This window comes from Mesorhizobium sp. KR2-14, assembly GCF_040049255.1.
In the GTDB taxonomy this organism is placed as follows: domain Bacteria; phylum Pseudomonadota; class Alphaproteobacteria; order Rhizobiales; family Rhizobiaceae; genus Pseudaminobacter.
On record NZ_JBDZDR010000003.1, the window covers coordinates 198,405 to 215,322 of the forward strand.

Genomic DNA, 16,918 nt, shown 5'->3' on the forward strand with positions numbered 1-16,918 from the left:
ATGCCGAAAACCGCCATGGTCCTTGCCGCAGGATTGGGCAAGCGCATGCGGCCGCTCACCGACACCATGCCCAAGCCTTTGGTGCGCGTGGCCGGCAAGACGCTGCTCGACTGGGGGCTGGACAGCCTGGCCGAGGCCGGCGTGGCCAAGGCGGTGGTCAACGTCCATTATTTTCCGGAGCAGATCGTCGCCCATGTGGCGGGGCGCCCGCGCCCGGCCGTGGTGATTTCCGACGAGAGCGAAGCGCTGCTCGATTCCGCCGGCGGCATCGCCAAGGCGCTGCCTCAGCTTGGCGCGGAGCCTTTCCTGGTGCTCAACGCCGACACGTTCTGGATCGACCGGGACGAGTCCAATCTCAAGCGGCTGGCCCTTGCCTGGGACGCATCGAGGATGGATATTCTGCTCATGTTGGCGGATTTCCCCTCGGCAACCGGCCACAGCGGCGGCACGGATTTCCTGCTTGGCCCCGACGGCACGCTCAAGCGTGCGGCGAGCGACCCTGCCGGCCTGATCTATGCCGGCGCGGCAATCATGCACCCGCGCATCTTTGCCGGCGCCGAGGCCACGCCGCACTCGCTCAACCTCTATTTCGACCGCGCCATCGCCGCCGGCCGGCTCTATGGCATGAAGATGGAAGGCCGCTGGATCACCGTCGGCACGCCCGACGCCATCGCGCCGGCGGAAGCGGTGGTGGCGAGCGCCATGGCGCAGGACGCATGAGCGGCCGGCCCGCGCCCCGCCTGTTTTCCATTCCGCCCGGTGCCGCCTTTTTGCCGACGCTGGCCGAAAGCCTGCTCGACGGCCGCCTGATCCCCGATTTCCGCTTCGACGGCGACCCGCTGGCGCTGGCCGACGTCACCATCTATGTGCCGACACGCCGCGCCGCGCGCGAACTGCGCAGTGCGTTTGTCGAGAAGGCCAAGGGCGGCTCGGCGATCCTGCCCACCATCCGGCCGCTCGGCGAATTCGACGAGGACGAGGCGCTTTTCGCGCCCGAGGGAACAGGCGAAATCGACCTCGCGCAGCCGATCGGATCGATCGACCGCCTGCTGCTGCTCGCTCCCCTCGTGCGCAGTTGGAAACGGCGGCTGCCGGCCCATGTCGCCAGCCTGTTCGAGGAGGAAATCGTCGTTCCGGCCTCGGCAGCCGATGCGGTGTGGCTGGCGCGCGATCTGGCCGGGCTGATGGACGAGATCGAGACCGAGGGATCCGATTGGGCACGGCTGCATGATCTGGTTTCTGGCGACCTCGCCAACTGGTGGCAGGTAACGCTCGATTTCCTCGAAATCGTCATGACCGCCTGGCCGGCGCTGCTTGGGGAACTCGACCGCTCCAACCCGGCCGCGCATCGCAATGCGCTGATCCGGCTGGAGGCCGAACGGCTGCGCCAGCGGCCGCCGCAGGGACCGGTCGTCGCCGCCGGCTCCACCGGCTCCATTCCCGCCACCGCCGAACTTTTGTCGGCCATCGCGCGGCTGCCGCGCGGGGCGGTGGTGCTGCCTGGCCTCGACCGGAGCATGGACGAGCGCTCCTGGTCGGTCATCTCGGCCGAGGCCACGCCCGCAGCCGTGCTCGGCCATCCGCAATATGGTCTCGCCAAGCTGCTGAAAAAGATCGGCATTTTGCGCGCGGATGTCGAAGAGATTGGGGCAGTCGCGCCGGCACAGGCGCTACGCGATGCGCTGGTCGCGCAGGCCTTGCTGCCAGCCGAAACCACCGATGCCTGGGCCGGCCAGCGGGCAGGGGTTTCCGAGGCGGACGTTGAAGCCGCTTTTGCCAGCGTGACGCTGCTGGAAGCGGCGAGCGAGCGCGACGAGGCGGTGGCGATCGCGCTTGCGCTGCGTCACGCGATTGCCGAGCCCCGCCACAAGGCGGCCCTCGTCACCGGCGATCGCAACCTTGCCCGGCGCGTTTCGGCCGAACTCCTGCGCTTCGGCATCCAGGCCAATGATTCCGGCGGCACGCCGCTGGCCAACACGCCGCCCGGCGCGCTGCTGCGCCTCATGCTGCAGGCCGCGTTCCGGCCGGGCGATCCGGTTTCGGTGCTGTCGCTCTTGAAACATCCGCTGCTCTCGCTCGGCATCGAGCGTCGTCAAGTTCGGCACGCCGCCGAAACCATCGAACTTGTGGCGCTGCGCGGTGGCACCGGCAGGCCGGATGTCGCTCATCTTGGAAACCTGTTCGAAGAGCGCCTTGCGGGTCTGGCGGGCGAGGGGCGAAAACCGTTCTGGGAAACGCGCCTCACCGAAAGGCGGCTCACCGATTCTCGCGCCGTGCTCGCCCGGCTCGATGAGGCGCTGGCCCCGCTGGTCGCCTTCCGGGGCGAGGTGGACGTAGAACTTTCGGCCATCGTCCGCGCCACCGTCACGGTACTCGAAGCGCTCGGCCGGAGTGCCGATGGCAGCCTGACCGAACTCTACGGCGGCGAGGCGGGCGAAAAGCTGGCCGACCTGCTGCGCGGACTGGTCGCCGCCACCGCGCCGTTCGCCTTCACGGCCGACGAATGGCCTGATGTGGCCGAGGCGCTGGTCGCGCCGGAGGTCGTAAAGCCGGCGCATGGCGGCGATGGCCGCGTCTCGATCTGGGGTGCGCTGGAAGCCCGTTTGCTGAGCGTCGACACCCTCATCGTCGGCGGGCTGAATGAGGGCGTCTGGCCGCGCAAGGCGCAGGCCGATCGCTTCATGTCGCGCCTGATGAAGACCGGCATCGAGCTCGAACCGCCGGAGCGGCGCATCGGCCAGTCGGCGCATGATTTCCAGATGGCGCTGGGCACGCCGCAGGTGATCCTGACGCGCTCGGCGCGTTCGGGCGATGCGCCGGCCGTGCCCTCGCGCTGGCTGCAGCGTATCCTCACTTTCGCTGGGCAGGGTGCGGCGGCGGCCATGCGCGCCCGCGGCGAGGGATTGCTCGGCTGGGCGCGCGCGCTGGACGCCGGCCCGCAGATTGCCTTTGCCGAACGCCCGCAGCCGAAACCGCCGGTCGATGCCCGGCCGCGCCATTTCTCTGTCACCGAGATCGAGACGCTGCGCCGCGACCCCTATGCGATCTACGCCAAGCGCATCCTCAAGCTGATGCCGCTGGAAGAGTTGGTGCGCGATCCCGGTGCGGCCGAACGCGGCACCCTGTTCCACGACATCATGCAGCGCTTTACGACCTCCGGCGTCGATCCGAGGGCGGACACCGCGCTTGCCGTATTGCTTGACGCCGGCCGTGCTGCCTTCGATGAGGCCAATTTGCCGGAGGACGTGCGCGCCGTGTGGTGGCCGCGCTTTGAGAAGCTGGCCGAAAACATCATCGTGTGGGAGCGCGGGCGCGCCGCTTCGGTGAAGGCCCGCCACCCGGAAGCGCGCGCCGAAAAGACGCCGGTCGGCGCTTCGGGCGTGACGCTGTCCGGCTATGCCGACCGCGTCGACCTGCTTGCCGCCGGCATGGCCGACATCATCGATTACAAGACAGGCTCCTCGCCCTCCAAGGCGCAGGCGCACACGCTGTTGGCGCCGCAGCTCGCGCTGGAAGGGGCACTGCTGAAGCGCGGTGCGTTCCACGACCTCGGATCGCTGCAGCCGGCGGACCTAGCCTTCGTGCGCTTCAAGCCCAATGGCGAGGTGTTCGAAGAGTCGATCCTCGACTACAACCGCAAGCCCCGCCCGGCCGGCGACCTGGCGGAGGAAGCCTGGCGGCGGCTGGAGGAGCTGCTGCAGCACTATAACCGCGCCGATACCGGCTACCTGTCGCGCGCGCTACCGTTCCGCGAGGGCGAGACCGATGGCGATTACGACCATCTGGCGCGCGTGCTGGAATGGTCAGCCGGCGGCGACAATGCGGGCGAATCCGGGGGCGACGAATGAGGAAGATCTTTTCCGTTCCCGCCGAAACCGTCGAGCGCCAGGCCAGGGCGGCTAACCCGCAAAATTCCGTCTGGGTGTCGGCCAATGCCGGCTCGGGAAAGACGCATGTGCTGTCGCAGCGCGTCATCCGGCTTTTGCTGGAAGGCACGGACCCGTCGAAAATCCTGTGCCTCACCTATACGCGCGCGGCCGCCGCCAACATGTCCAACCGCGTCTTCGGCAATCTGTCGAAATGGACCATGCTGGACGACGAGGCCCTGCGTGCCGAGATCGAGAAGCTGGAGGGTCGGGCGCCGAACGCCGAAAAGCTGCGCCGCGCGCGCCGGCTGTTTGCCGAGGCGCTGGAAACGCCGGGCGGCCTGAAAATCCAGACCATCCACGCCTTCTGCGAATCCGTGCTGCACCAGTTCCCGCTGGAAGCCAACATCGCCGCCCACTTCCAGATGCTCGACCCGCTGATGGAAGAGACGCTGTTTGCCACCGCCCGCCGCGAAATGGTGACGGGCGCGGTAGCGGCGGATCATCCCGAGCTTGCCGAAGCCTTCGCCATGGTGCTGGAGCGCGGCGGCGAAGCGGGGCTGGACGCGCTGCTTTCCGAGATCGTCGCCAAGCGCGACGGCCTGCGCGCCTTCATCGATGCTATCGGCCACAATCCCCACTATCCGGCGCTGTTTGAGGAATTCGGCTTTTCGCCTGACGACACCGCTGAGGGCATCGCGGACTCCATCTGGCCGCTGCCCGGCTTTCCCGCCGATGTCTTTACCGAGTTTGCGCTCGCCGCGGAGGCCGTCGATGCGCGGCGCGCGCTGGACAGCATCATTCCCGACGCCGCCCGCGCCTTCGAGGAGCGCGACCCGATCGCGCGGCTGAAGCTTCTGGCAAAAGGCTTCCTGAAGTCCGACGGCGATCCCTACGACCCGGTAAAGACCTTCAAGAAGGCGCTGCACGACCGCATGCTGGATTTAGCCGAGCGCTATTCGGCCGCCGCCGCAGCCATCATCGCCACGTCCGACCGGCTGGCCATGTTCCGCATGCTGGAAGGTACGCGCGCCGCGCTCACCATCGCCGACTGGCTGATCGGCCGCTACGAGAGGCTGAAGACCGGGCGCGGCTTCCTTGACTTCAATGACCTCATCACCCACACGGTGCGCCTGCTTGCCCGGCAGGATGCCGGCCCCTGGGTGCAATACAAGCTCGACAAGGGCATCGACCACATCCTGCTCGACGAGGCGCAGGACACCAGCCCCGACCAGTGGGAAGTGGTGAAGCGCCTTGCCGAAGAGTTTTTCGCCGGCCACAGCGCGCGCGACAATGTCCATCGCACCGTCTTTGCCGTGGGCGACGAAAAGCAGTCGATCTATTCGTTCCAGGGCGCGGCGCCGGAATCCTTCGCCCGCACCGGCCACGAATTCTCGCAGCGCGTGCGCGCCGCCAACGGCAATTTCGAGCCGGTCAGGCTGACGCTCTCCTTCCGCTCCACCGACGACGTGCTGCAGGCCGTCGACACGGTCTTTTCGAGCGAGGAGACACGGCGCGGCATCACGCTCGATCCCGGCCCGGTGCAGCACAATGCCATCCGCGCCGGCGCGCCCGGCTATGTCGAGGTCTGGCCGTCGATCGGCGCGGACGTGGCGGAAGAACCTGACGACTGGACACAGGCCATCGACCACGCCCATGCGCCAGCCGTGCGCGTGGCCGAAAACGTCGCCGCCACCATCCAGCACTGGATCCGCTCGGGCGAGATCATCGAGGGCAGCGGCAAGCTTCTGTCGGCCGGCGATGTCATCGTGCTGGTGCGCAAGCGCGACCGCTTTGTCCATGCGCTGGCGCGCAGCCTGAAGAACCGGGGCATCGCGGTGGCCGGCGCCGACCGCCTCAGCCTGCCCGGCCACATCGCGGTGAAGGACCTGATGGCGCTCGGCCGCTTCCTCATCCAGCCCGAGGACGATCTGTCGCTCGCCGCGATCCTCAAAAGTCCGATCTTCCGGCTGAGCGAGGACACGCTGTTCGACCTCGCTTATGGGCGCGCCGCAGGCGTCTCGCTCTACACCTCACTGCGCCGCAAGGCGGAGAGCGCGCCTGAACTGGCGGCGGTGGCAAAGCGGCTTGACGACTGGGCGACGGAAGCCGCCTACAAGCCTGTCTTCGAGTTCTATTCGAGCCTTCTCGGCCGTGACGGCGTCCGCAAGGCGATGATTTCGCGGCTGGGGCAGGATGCCGGCGACATCCTCGACGAATTTTTGTCATTCTGTCTCGCCGAAGAGCGCACCGGCCTGCCGGGCCTCGAATCCTTCCTCGCCACGCTGGAAAGCGCCGGGCCCGAGATCAAGCGCGAGATGGACCAGACGCGCGACGAGGTGCGCATCATGACCGCGCATGCTTCTAAGGGTCTTGAGGCGCCGGTGGTGTTCCTTGTCGATGGCGGCGCCACGCCCTTCAGCGACCAGCACCTGCCGCGCCTGATGCCCTTCGAGGCCAAAAGCGAGGAGCTGCGCCGGGCAAAGGGCTATCTCTGGCGCTCCGGCAGCGACGTCAAGAACCTTTATTCGCAGGCCATGTCGGACACGCTGAAGGAGCGCGCCGACGACGAATATCGCCGCCTGCTCTATGTCGGCATGACACGCGCCGAAGACCGGCTGATCGTCTGCGGCTATCATGGCAAACGGGCGCCGAACCCGGCCACCTGGCACGCGCTGGTCAGCAAGGCGCTGATCGCGTCGGGCAAATGCGAGGAACGCGCGCATCCTGTCGCGCCGGACATTTTTGTCCATCGTTTTCGCGTCACGCCACTGCCGGCGGTGCAACTGATGGCCGAACCGCCGGTGGCGAAGGACGAAGAGCAGGTGGCGACAATCCCGCCTGGCTTGTTGGAAAAGCTGCCCCCGGTCGAGCTCCTGCCGCGCCCCTTGTCGCCCTCCGGCGCCTCGGCACTCATCGAGGAAACGCCGGAGCCGGTAGTGTCCACGCGCTCGCCGGTGCTCGATCCGGAGGTGGAGCCCGGCTTCGCCATCGCGCGCGGCCTGGTGCTGCACAAGCTGTTGCAGATGCTGCCCGGCATGGCCGAGGAAGACCGGCGGCCGGCAGCGCTGCGCTATCTCGCCCGCGCCGGCGCATCATGGAAGGACGAGGAACGGCAGGCCCTGCTGGCCTCGGTCGAGGCGATCCTTGCCTCGGAAGATTTTGCGCCGCTGTTCGCCCTCGGCTCGCGCGCGGAAGTCGCGATCATGGGCAGCGTCACGGTCAAGGGCAAGCAGCGCACCGTCTCCGGCAAGATCGACCGGCTGGCGGTGACCGCCGACGAGGTGCTGATCGTCGATTACAAGACCAATCGGCCCGCGCCAGCGTCCTTCGAGCAGGTGCCGCTCGCCTATGTCACGCAGCTAGCGCTCTACCGCGCGCTGCTGGGGCCGCTCTATCCCGGCAGGGGCGTGTCGGCGGCACTTCTGTTTACTGAGATTCCGGGCCTCATCCGGATTCCCGAGGCGGCGATGGACGACGCCCTTGCTCGACTCAACGCGTCGTGACACAAACTGTGCTTGAACGCCTGCTCAACCGGCACCATATGTAGCGCGACTTTTACACCCGAAAGGATTTCATCATGGCCACCGTCAAGGTCGACAAGAGCAATTTCAAGTCCGCTGTGCTGGACGCCGAGGGTCCGGTGGTGGTGGACTTCTGGGCCGAATGGTGCGGCCCCTGCAAGATGATCGGACCCTCGCTGGAAGAGATCTCCAACGAGCTCGCCGGCAAGGTGACGATCACCAAGCTCAACATCGACGAGAATCCGGAGCTGGCCGCGCAGTACGGCGTGCGCTCCATTCCCACCCTGATGATCTTCAAGGGCGGCGAAGTGGCCGACATCAAGGTCGGCGCTGCGCCCAAGACCGCGCTGTCGAGCTGGATCGGCGGCGCCGCCTGATCCTTGCCTGAATGCAGTGGAAGCCCGGCCTCGCGCCGGGCTTTTTCTTTGGTGCCCTGGTTTCGGCGCGCTGGCCCTCGTCAGAGGGCTGCTCCCTCGCTCTCATGGAGCATGCATGAAAGGGAGCACAAAATGACCGGATCCGCCAAGCCCACCGTCTTCATCGACAATGACCGCGTCGTCGTAACCGAATGGCGCTTTGCGCCGGGCGCCAGCACCGGCTGGCACCGCCACGGCCACGACTATGTCGTGGTGCCGCTGATGGACGGCAAGGTGAAGCTTCTGACCAAAGACGGCGAAGCGCTCGCCGAGATGAAGAAGGGCGTGCCCTATTTCCGCTCCGAGGGCGTCGAGCACGACGTGATCAACGCCAATGACGGCGAATATGCCTTCATCGAGATCGAGCTGAAGTAGCGATCACACCGGCGGCGTGCCGTTCTCGGCCAGCACGGCGCCTGCGAGATAGAGCGAGCCGCTGATCAGGATGCGGGGCGCCGGCTCCGAGGCGTCCCAGGTGTCGCGCAGCAGCATCAGCGCGTTGGCGACCGAGCTGACCGGCTCCGCCGAAAGCCCGGCTTCGCCGGCGCGGATGGCAAGTTCGGAATTCGGCACGCTGGCGTCGCTGAAGGCCACCGGCACCGTGTAAACATGGCGCGCGATGCCCTTGAAGGCGCGGAAATAGCCGGTCTGGTCCTTGGTGTTGATCATGCCGCAGATCAGGAAGAGCGGCCGCGGGAATTTTTCTTCCTGCTCGGTCAGCGCCTCTGCCACGACCATGCCGGCGCCCGGGTTGTGGCCGCCATCAAGCCAGATCTCAGCGCCGGCCGGAGCCATATCCACCAGCTTGCCCTGCGGCAGGCGCTGCATGCGCCCGGGCCAACTCACCGTGGTCATGGCGCGGTCGGCGGCGCTCTCGTCGAGCCGGAAACCGGCCGCCTTCACCGCCGCGATCGCTGCCGCCGCATTGGCATATTGGTGGCGGCCGGGCAGGCGTGGCGGCGAAAGGTCCATCAGGCCCGACTGGTCCTGGTAGATCATGCGCCCATGCTCTTGCGTCGCCAGGAAATCCTGGCCGTAGACGGCCAGCGGGCAGCCGAGCCGCTCGGCGGTCGAAACCAGCACCTCGCGGGCGGTGTCGCTCTCCTGCGCGCCGACGATCACCGGGCAGCCGCGCTTGATGATGCCGGCCTTCTCGGCTGCGATCAGCTCCACCCGGTCGCCCAGATAGGCTTCGTGGTCGAGCGAAACCGGCATGATCACCGAAACCGCCGGTTTCTTGATCACGTTGGTGGCGTCGAAGCGGCCGCCCAGCCCGACCTCGATCACCGCCGCGTCGGCGGGATGTTCGGAAAACAGAAGGAAGGTGACGGCGGTGAGGATCTCGAAAACGGTGATGGTCTCGCCGCGATTGGCTTCGGCCGCCCGCTCGATCGCGTCGGCAAGCACGGCGTCGGCCACGAACTTGCCGCCACCTTCCGCGCCCAGCCGGTAGCGCTCGTGCCAGTTGACCAGATGCGGCGAGGTATGGACGTGGGTGCGGTAGCCCGCGGCCTCAAGCAAAGCGCGCGAAAAGGCCGCCGTCGAGCCCTTGCCATTGGTGCCGGCGATGTGGACCACCGGCGGCAACCTGTCCTGCGGGTTGCCTAGGCGTTCGAGCAGGCGCGAGATGCGATCCAGCGAAAGGTCGAATCCTTTCGGGTGCAGCGCCATCAGGCGCTCTATTTGGCGGTCGGCCAGAAGGGTGGACATGATTTCTCCCCCGGAGCAAGGTCTCGAGCCGGCTTGAGCGTCGTGTGGTCCGCGTCAGGCCTGCGGCCGCGCCTCGGCGCGGGTGGCCGCCATGGCGGGAACCGCTTCGCCGGCTTCCGCGTGCTCGGGCACCTTCATGAGGATCTTCAGAAGCTGCGCGATGGTCTGCTTCAGCTTGAGGCGCGAAACCACCATGTCGACCATTCCATGCTCCATCAGATATTCGGAGCGCTGGAAACCGTCGGGCAGTTTCTCGCGGATCGTCTGCTCGATGACGCGCGGGCCGGCGAAGCCGATCAGCGCGCCGGGCTCGGCAATGTGCACGTCGCCCAGCATGGCGTAGGAAGCGGTCACGCCGCCGGTGGTCGGGTTGGTCAGCACCACGATATAGGGCAGGCCGGCTTCCTTCAGCCGGTCGACGGCCACCGTCGTGCGCGGCAACTGCATCAGGGACAAAATGCCCTCCTGCATGCGCGCGCCGCCGGATGCGGCAAACAGGATCAGAGGCCGGCGCTTCTCGACCGCCGTCTCGAAGGCCTTGACGATGGCGTCGCCCGCGGCCATGCCCAGCGAGCCGCCCATGAAGGCGAAGTCCTGAACGGTCACGACCACCGGCAGCCCCTCGATGCTGCCAAGCGCGTTGAGGATGGCATCCTCCAGGCCGGTCTTGGCCTTGGCGTCCTTCAGCCGGTCGACATAGCGCTTCTCGTCGCGGAACTTGAGCGGGTCGGTCGGGACCTTCGGATTGTCGATGACCTCGAACGCGCCGTCGTCGAAGAAGGTCTTCAGCCGCTCGCGCGCGGCGATCTTCATGTGATAGCCGGACGAGGGAATGACGTACTGGTTTTCTTCCAGATCCTTGTGGAAGACCATTTCGCCGGTCTCGGGATCCTTGATCCAGAGGTTGTCCGGCATCTCGCGCCGGCCCAGCATCGAGTTGATCTTCGGGCGGACGAAATTGGTGATCCAGTTCATGGCATCTGTTCCAGTGATGTCAAAGACATGGGGATGTTATTGGGCGACAGCAAGGCGGGCCGAACGCACGCCGCTCGCCAGGTCCTCGACCAGCGCCGACACGGCCTGAACCGCGGCTGTCGCGCTGGCGGCATTGGCCACGGTGTTGACGATCGCCGTGCCGACGACGACGCCGTCAGCCGCAGCGCCGATCAAGCGGGCCTGCTCGGCAGTCTTCACGCCGAACCCGACGCAGATCGGCAGGTCGGTATGGCCCTTGATGCGGGTGACGGCGGCGGCGACCTTGTCGGTGTCGGCAAGCGCCGAACCGGTGATGCCCGTCATCGAGACGTAGTAGACGAAGCCGGACGTGTTCTGCAGCACCTTGGGCAGGCGGTGGTCGTCGGTGGTTGGGGTCGCCAGGCGGATGAAGTTGACGCCGGCCTTCAGCGCCGGAACGCACAGCTCCTCGTCCATTTCCGGCGGCAGGTCGACCACGATCAGGCCGTCGATGCCGGCTTCGATGGCATCGGCGAGGAAACGGTCGACGCCGTAGATGTAGATCGGGTTGTAATAACCCATCAGCACGATCGGCGTGTCGTTGTCGCCGGCGGCGCGGAAGTCGCGCGCCATCTGCAGCGTCTTTTTCAAGGTCTGGCCGGCCTTCAGCGAGCGCAGGCCGGCTGCCTGGATCGCCGGGCCGTCGGCCATCGGGTCGGAAAACGGCATGCCGAGCTCGATCACGTCGGAGCCGGCCTTGGGAAGCGCCTTCATGATTGAAAGCGAGGTTTCGTAGTCGGGGTCGCCGCCCATGAAATAGGTGACGAGCGCGGGGCGGCCCTCGGCCTTGAGCTTGTCGAAGCGGCGGGCGATGCGGTTGCTCATCGTCAGATCTCCATGCCCAGCATCTTGGCCACCGTGTGCACGTCCTTGTCGCCGCGGCCGGAAAGGTTGACGATCATGATCTGGTCCTTGGCCATGGTCGGCGCGATCTTCATCGCATGCGCGATGGCGTGGGCCGATTCCAGCGCCGGGATGATGCCCTCGACGCGTGTGGTGACCTGGAACGCCTCCAGCGCCTCGTCATCCATGATCGGCACGTAGTCGACGCGGCCGCTGTCGCGCAGCCAGCTGTGCTCGGGGCCGACGCCCGGATAGTCGAGGCCGGCCGAAATCGAGTGGCCGTCGAGGATCTGGCCGTCGTCGTTCTGGAGCAGATAGGTGCGGTTGCCGTGCAACACGCCCGGCCGGCCGGCATTCATCGAGGCGCAATGCTCGACGCCCTCGAGGCCGCGCCCGCCGGCTTCCACGCCGATGATCTTCACGTTGCGGTCGTCGAGGAAGGGGTGGAACAGGCCGATGGCGTTCGACCCGCCGCCGACAGCGGCGACGATGACGTCGGGCAGGCGGCCCTCCTGCTCCAGCATCTGCGCGCGCGCTTCCGTGCCGATCACCGACTGGAAGTCGCGCACCAGCTCGGGGTAGGGGTGCGGGCCAGCGGCGGTGCCGATAAGGTAATAGGTGTCCTCGACATTGGTCACCCAGTCGCGCAGGGCCTCGTTCATGGCATCCTTCAGCGTGCCATGGCCGGAGCTGACCGCGCGCACTTCGGCGCCGAGCAGCTTCATGCGGAACACGTTGGGCTTCTGCCGCTCCACGTCGGTGGCGCCCATATAGACGATGCAGGGATAGCCGAAGCGCGCCGCGACCGTCGCCGAGGCCACGCCGTGCTGGCCGGCGCCGGTCTCGGCGATGATGCGCTTCTTGCCCATGCGCTTGGCGAGCAGGATCTGGCCAAGGCAGTTGTTGATCTTGTGGCTGCCGGTGTGGTTCAGGTCCTCGCGCTTGAAATAGATCTTCGCGCCGCCGAGGTGCTTTGTCAGGCCTTCGGCGTAATAGAGCTTCGAGGGCCGGCCGGCATAGAAGGTGGAGAGCGCGTTGAGCTCCTCGCGGAAGGCGGGGTCGTTCTTGGCCGCGTCCCAGTGCTGTTCCAGGTCGAGGATCAGCGGCATCAGGGTTTCGGCCACGAAGCGGCCGCCGAAAATCCCGAACATGCCCTGCTCGTCGGGGCCGGTGCGGAAGGAATTGGGCTCTGCCGGCTGGTTCACGGCCGATCTCCTAAGTCTGTGTTCGAGCACGCCTTGCCGGAATCTTTTCCGCCGCCGCACGTGCCCATGATGGGGTCAGGCGGCGCGGGTGTCGGTTGCCGCCCGCACGGCCCGGAAGAAATTCTCGATCAGCGCCACGTCCTTGACGCCCGGCGCGCTTTCCACACCCGACGAGATGTCGATGGCGGGCGGATTGGCAAGCCTGATGGCGTCGCCGACATTGGCGGCGTTGAGACCACCCGAAAGCATGTAATCGAGTTCAGCGTCAAGGCCTGCCAGCAGCCGCCAGTCGAAGGACACGCCATTGCCGCCCGGAAGCTCCGAGCCCGCCGGCGGCTTGGCGTCGAAAAGGAAGCGGTCGGCAAGGCCGCGATAGGGCTCGATCGCCGCCAGATCGGCCGCCTCGCGCACGGCGAAGGCCTTGATCACCGGCAGGCCGTAGCGCTGCTTCACCGCCGTCACGCGCTCGGGCGTTTCGCGGCCGTGGAGTTGCAGCATGTCGGGCGCCATCGCGGCGACGATCTCGTCCAGCGTCGCATCGTCGGCGTCCACCGTGACAGCCACCGCCTTGGCGTGGCCTTTCGCTGCCTGGCGCAGTTGCGCCGCCTGCTGCGGGGGCACATGGCGGGGGCTCTTGGAAAAGAAGATGAAGCCGATATGGCTGGCGCCGCCCGCCAGCACCGCCGCCACCGCTTCGGGCGTCTTCAGGCCGCAGATTTTGATGTCGAGTGCCATGCGGGGGGAGTGCCACGAAATGGTGGCGGTGTCGAGGAAAAGCGTGCGCGGATCGGCAGACAAGCCGAAAACGGCCGCCCTATTCGAACACGATTGCCTGAAGGGCGGTGCCGTTGCGCTTTAGCCATGCCTTGCAGCGCTCGGTGTCGGGGCAAAGTTCCTCGCAGAGCTGCCAGAAGCGCGGGCCGTGGTTCATCTCGCGCAAATGCGCCACCTCGTGAGCGACGAGATAGTTTATCACCGGCGGCGGCGCCATCATGATGCGCCAGGAGAACGACAGGGCCCCGTCCGAGGTGCAGGAGCCCCAGCGGCTCGACGTGTCGCGAAAGCGGATCGCCTTGGCGCGCCGGCCGACTGTCGTGCAGTGCTTCTCCACCAGCGCCTCGATGTCGCGCTTGGCCTCGCGCTTGAGGAAATCGGCCACCCGGCGCGGCAGGTGCTGCGCCTCGCCATGAACGGTCAGGGTCGGCCCGCCGGTGTTGCTGCCTATCCTTGTCGTGCCGCGCTTTTCCGGCTCATGCAGGATCAGATGCGGCACGCCGCGGATCGGCACCTTGATGCCGGCGCGCACCTGGGGCCGGTCGGGCACATTGGCCAGCCGCTGCTCCAGCCAGCCCTGGTGGCGCGTGAGGAAACGGTCGACCTCGCCTCGCGCCAGGCCGGGCGGCACGGTGATGCGCAGGCCGCGCCCGCCGGCATCGATGCGCAGCGTCAGCCGCGTGGCGCGATCGTTCTCGACGATGCGCAACGGCAGGGTGCGGCCCGACACGGTGTGCTCGCGCTGCTGCACCGGATTTGGCGCTGGGGGCTGCAACTTTTTCAGGAAACCGAACGGCATGGGGCAACAATAAGTGATTCGGCAGCGAACATGATGCTTGTGCCGCCCAAAATCCCCGGCTTTGGGGGGCGCAATGGGGTCAGAGCAAAGAAAAACGGCGCCGCTGGGGCGGCGCCGCGAGTTCGGGCGGGATGATTTCAGGCTTCGTCGCTCGGGCCGGCATCGGGCCCGCCGCGAGCGCTTGCCGTCGGCTTCGATCTGTTGCGGTTGGCCATGAAGCGGTCGAACTCTTCCTGGTCCTTGGCGCGGCGCAGCTCGCGCATGTAGTCGTCGAATTCGGTCAGCGTCTCGTCGAGCTTGCGGCGCTCCTCGGCAAGGCGCTCCAGCTCCTTCTCGCGCCAATCGTCGAAGGCCACGTTGCCGGTGCCCGAATGCGCCCTGTAGGAAGCCTTGCGGCAGCCGGCGAAGATGCCGTCCGTTGCCCGGTTGACGTCGCGCTTGAAGCCGTCAAGCCGGTCGCCCCAGATGATATAGGCAAGCATGGCGAGGCCAAGCGGCCAGAACACCATGAAGCCGATCACCATCAAGGCAATGGTCGCCGGCGTCCAGGCCGGGCGGATCAGTGCAGTCGTGCTCATGTTTTCCGGTTCCTTCGGTTCGAGGCAGCCACGCCGGCTGCTCCAGATCGAAATGGGAACGGCAAAACCCCGGTTCAAGACGGTTTCGGCGAAAACCGGACAAGCCCCCGTCAGGACGTGCGTTTTTCGAGGATCCTGATGGCGTCCAGCGCCAGTACCGTCAGCCCGGCCACCAATCCCCAGAAGGCGGCGCCGATGCCGAATATCGTCAGCCCCGAGGCGGTGACGGCGAAGGCCGTGGTGGCCGCCATGCGCTCGCGCTCGTCCTTAAGCGCGATCGTCAGCGCATTGGCCAGCGGCGCCATCAGAGCCAGGCCCGCCACCAGCACGATCAGGCTCTGGGGCAGCACGGCGAAGACCGCCACCAGCGAGGCGCCGAAGAGCGCGAAGACAAGATAGGCCAGCGTGTAGAACGGCCCGGTTTTCCAGCGCTCGGCCGGGTCGGGGTGGGCATCCGGCCCGGTGCAGATCGCCGCCGAGATCGCCGCCAGGTTGGTAGTCAGTGCGCCGAAGGGGGCGGAGAGCAGCGAGAACAGGCCCGTCACCGAGATCAGCGGCCCCGGTTCCGGATGGTAGCCGGCGGCGCGCAGCACGGCGAGGCCGGACAAGTTCTGCGAGGCCATTGTGACGAGGTAGAGCGGCACCGCAAGCCCGATGACGGCGGCGATGGAGAAGGTCGGGGTGATCAGGGTCAGTGTCGAGAGTTCCGGCGTGGGCAGCCCGCCGACACGGCCGGTCAGGAAGGCGAGCGCGCCGCCACCCACCAGAACGGCCAGCACCGACAGCGCCGGGTTGAACAAACGGATCACGAAGAAGGCCGCAACCAGCGGCAGGATCAGCACCGGATCGACCGGGACGGCCTTGGCCGCATTGATGGCGAAAGTGACGACGATGCCGGCCAGCATGCCCGATGCCACCGAGGCCGGGATCCTGGCGATCAGCCTGGTCAGCGGCTTGAACAAGCCGGTGACGATCAAAAGCAGCGCCGCCACGATGAAGGCACCCACGGCCTCGCTCATCGTGAAGCCCGAGCTTGCCGCTACCAGTGCCGCCCCCGGCGTCGACCAGGCGGTGATGACCGGCATCTTGGTGCGCCAGCTCAGCCAGGCGGTTTCCAACGCCATGGCGAGACAGATCGCCGTCACCCAGCTTGCGGTTTCCGCCCGGCTCGCGCCGACCGCCTCAGCGGCCGCGATGATGACGGCCAGCGTGCCGCCGAAGCCGACGATGGCCGCGACGAAGGCGGAGGCGGGAACCGAAAGCCGCATCGCCTACCTCGACTGCTCGCTGACGGCTTCGACGGCGCGGATGAGCATGTCCAGGTCCTGCGGCCGCGACAGGCGGTGGTCGCCGTCGGGGATGAGCGAGAGCGTGACGTCGTCGGCGGGCAGCAGGCCCACCAGCTTCAACGCATGGGTGTGGGGCACGTCCGGGTCGGCGAGGCCCTGCAGCACATGCACCGGGCAATGCGTGTCGATCGGGCGGTCCATCACCCGGTTCAGCCGCCCGTCCTCTATCAGGGCGCGGGTGTAGACGTAGTTTTCTGGCGAGTATTCGGAGGGCACGTCGAAGAAGCCCTTTTCGGCGAGGTCGCGCTTCTGGGCCTCGCTCAGCTTGGGCTCCACGAGCTCGCTGGTGAAATCGGGCGCCGGCGCAAGCAGCACCAGCCCGGCCACGCGCTCGCCTTCGCCGGCCTTGCGCAATTCCTGCGCCATGCGCAGCGCGATCCACGCGCCCATGGAGGAGCCGACCAGTATCTGTCGGCCCTTGGTGAAGTGCCGGAATACGGCAAGGCTCTCAGTGAGCCATTTCGAGATCGTGCCGTCGGCGAATTCGCCGCCCGACTCGCCATGGCCGGAATAGTCGTGCCGCAGGAAGGCGCGGCCGCTGCGCTGCGCCCAGTCGTTCAGGGTTTCGGCCTTGGTTCCCAGCATGTCGGAGCGGAAGCCGCCGAGCCACACCACGCCCGGTTCGCTACCGCCCGAATGGCGCACCGCTATGGCGGTGCCGTCGATGTCGAGGAAGTGCGGTGGCGTGTCGGTCATTTCGGTGTCCTGTCGGTGTAGCTGTTGTGGCACAGGTTGAATCCGCCGGAAAGTGTCGCGCTGCCGGCGAAAGTGATGGCGAACGAATCATGGATTCAGGTGATTTATTCTATTCCGTGTGCTATTGACTCGCTCCGCGTCGTA

The 16,918-nt window shown here is 66.9% G+C and carries 14 protein-coding genes; 5 read left to right on the forward strand and 9 right to left on the reverse strand.

From position 1 onward, the window contains the following. From ABLE86_RS09955 to ABLE86_RS09975, 5 genes are all read left to right on the forward strand, one after another. Nucleotides 1-720, forward strand: coding sequence for a nucleotidyltransferase family protein (locus tag ABLE86_RS09955; protein WP_348779204.1), 720 nt, complete (start codon nucleotides 1-3; stop codon nucleotides 718-720). Then, on the forward strand, nucleotides 717-3,848 hold the full coding sequence (gene addB / locus ABLE86_RS09960; protein WP_348778795.1) for a double-strand break repair protein AddB: 3,132 nt from the start codon (nucleotides 717-719) through the stop codon (nucleotides 3,846-3,848). The genes ABLE86_RS09955 and addB overlap by 4 nt, the downstream gene beginning before the upstream one ends. Further along, complete coding sequence (gene addA, locus ABLE86_RS09965) at nucleotides 3,845-7,372, forward strand: double-strand break repair helicase AddA (protein ID WP_348778796.1); 3,528 nt, start codon at nucleotides 3,845-3,847, stop codon at nucleotides 7,370-7,372. Before addB ends, addA begins: the two co-directional genes overlap by 4 nt. Nucleotides 7,373-7,446: 74 nt before the next feature. Beyond that, nucleotides 7,447-7,767: a thioredoxin gene (trxA, locus tag ABLE86_RS09970; protein WP_348778797.1), complete on the forward strand. Its 321-nt coding sequence runs from the start codon at nucleotides 7,447-7,449 to the stop codon at nucleotides 7,765-7,767. Nucleotides 7,768-7,899: 132 nt separating this feature from the next. After that, the gene (locus ABLE86_RS09975; protein WP_348778798.1) at nucleotides 7,900-8,181 is read left to right on the forward strand and encodes a cupin domain-containing protein; all 282 of its coding nucleotides are present in this window, start codon (nucleotides 7,900-7,902) and stop codon (nucleotides 8,179-8,181) included. Between the two features lie 3 nt (nucleotides 8,182-8,184). On the opposite strand, the gene ABLE86_RS09980 is transcribed toward ABLE86_RS09975, so the two are convergent. From ABLE86_RS09980 to ABLE86_RS10020, 9 genes are all read right to left on the reverse strand, one after another. Next, nucleotides 8,185-9,516, reverse strand: coding sequence for a folylpolyglutamate synthase/dihydrofolate synthase family protein (locus ABLE86_RS09980; RefSeq protein ID WP_348778799.1), 1,332 nt, complete (start codon nucleotides 9,514-9,516; stop codon nucleotides 8,185-8,187). A 54-nt stretch (nucleotides 9,517-9,570) separates the two neighbouring features. Next, on the reverse strand, nucleotides 9,571-10,491 hold the full coding sequence (accD, locus tag ABLE86_RS09985; protein WP_348778800.1) for an acetyl-CoA carboxylase, carboxyltransferase subunit beta: 921 nt from the start codon (nucleotides 10,489-10,491) through the stop codon (nucleotides 9,571-9,573). 36 nt (nucleotides 10,492-10,527) lie between these two features. Further along, on the reverse strand, nucleotides 10,528-11,355 hold the full coding sequence (gene trpA / locus ABLE86_RS09990) for a tryptophan synthase subunit alpha (RefSeq protein ID WP_348778801.1): 828 nt from the start codon (nucleotides 11,353-11,355) through the stop codon (nucleotides 10,528-10,530). Between the two features lie 2 nt (nucleotides 11,356-11,357). Then, on the reverse strand, nucleotides 11,358-12,578 hold the full coding sequence (gene trpB, locus ABLE86_RS09995) for a tryptophan synthase subunit beta (protein WP_348778802.1): 1,221 nt from the start codon (nucleotides 12,576-12,578) through the stop codon (nucleotides 11,358-11,360). Nucleotides 12,579-12,653: 75 nt separating this feature from the next. After that, nucleotides 12,654-13,313, reverse strand: coding sequence for a phosphoribosylanthranilate isomerase (locus ABLE86_RS10000; protein ID WP_348779205.1), 660 nt, complete (start codon nucleotides 13,311-13,313; stop codon nucleotides 12,654-12,656). Between the two features lie 79 nt (nucleotides 13,314-13,392). After that, the gene (locus ABLE86_RS10005) at nucleotides 13,393-14,151 is read right to left on the reverse strand and encodes a M48 family metallopeptidase (protein ID WP_348778803.1); all 759 of its coding nucleotides are present in this window, start codon (nucleotides 14,149-14,151) and stop codon (nucleotides 13,393-13,395) included. A gap of 137 nt (nucleotides 14,152-14,288) precedes the next feature. Beyond that, nucleotides 14,289-14,729 (reverse strand): DUF2852 domain-containing protein, encoded by a 441-nt coding sequence (locus tag ABLE86_RS10010; protein ID WP_348778804.1) that lies wholly within the window; start codon nucleotides 14,727-14,729, stop codon nucleotides 14,289-14,291. 110 nt (nucleotides 14,730-14,839) lie between these two features. Then, the gene (locus ABLE86_RS10015) at nucleotides 14,840-15,997 is read right to left on the reverse strand and encodes a benzoate/H(+) symporter BenE family transporter (RefSeq protein WP_348778805.1); all 1,158 of its coding nucleotides are present in this window, start codon (nucleotides 15,995-15,997) and stop codon (nucleotides 14,840-14,842) included. A gap of 3 nt (nucleotides 15,998-16,000) precedes the next feature. After that, the gene (locus ABLE86_RS10020) at nucleotides 16,001-16,774 is read right to left on the reverse strand and encodes an alpha/beta hydrolase (RefSeq protein WP_348778806.1); all 774 of its coding nucleotides are present in this window, start codon (nucleotides 16,772-16,774) and stop codon (nucleotides 16,001-16,003) included. Between the last annotated feature and the right edge of the window lie 144 nt (nucleotides 16,775-16,918).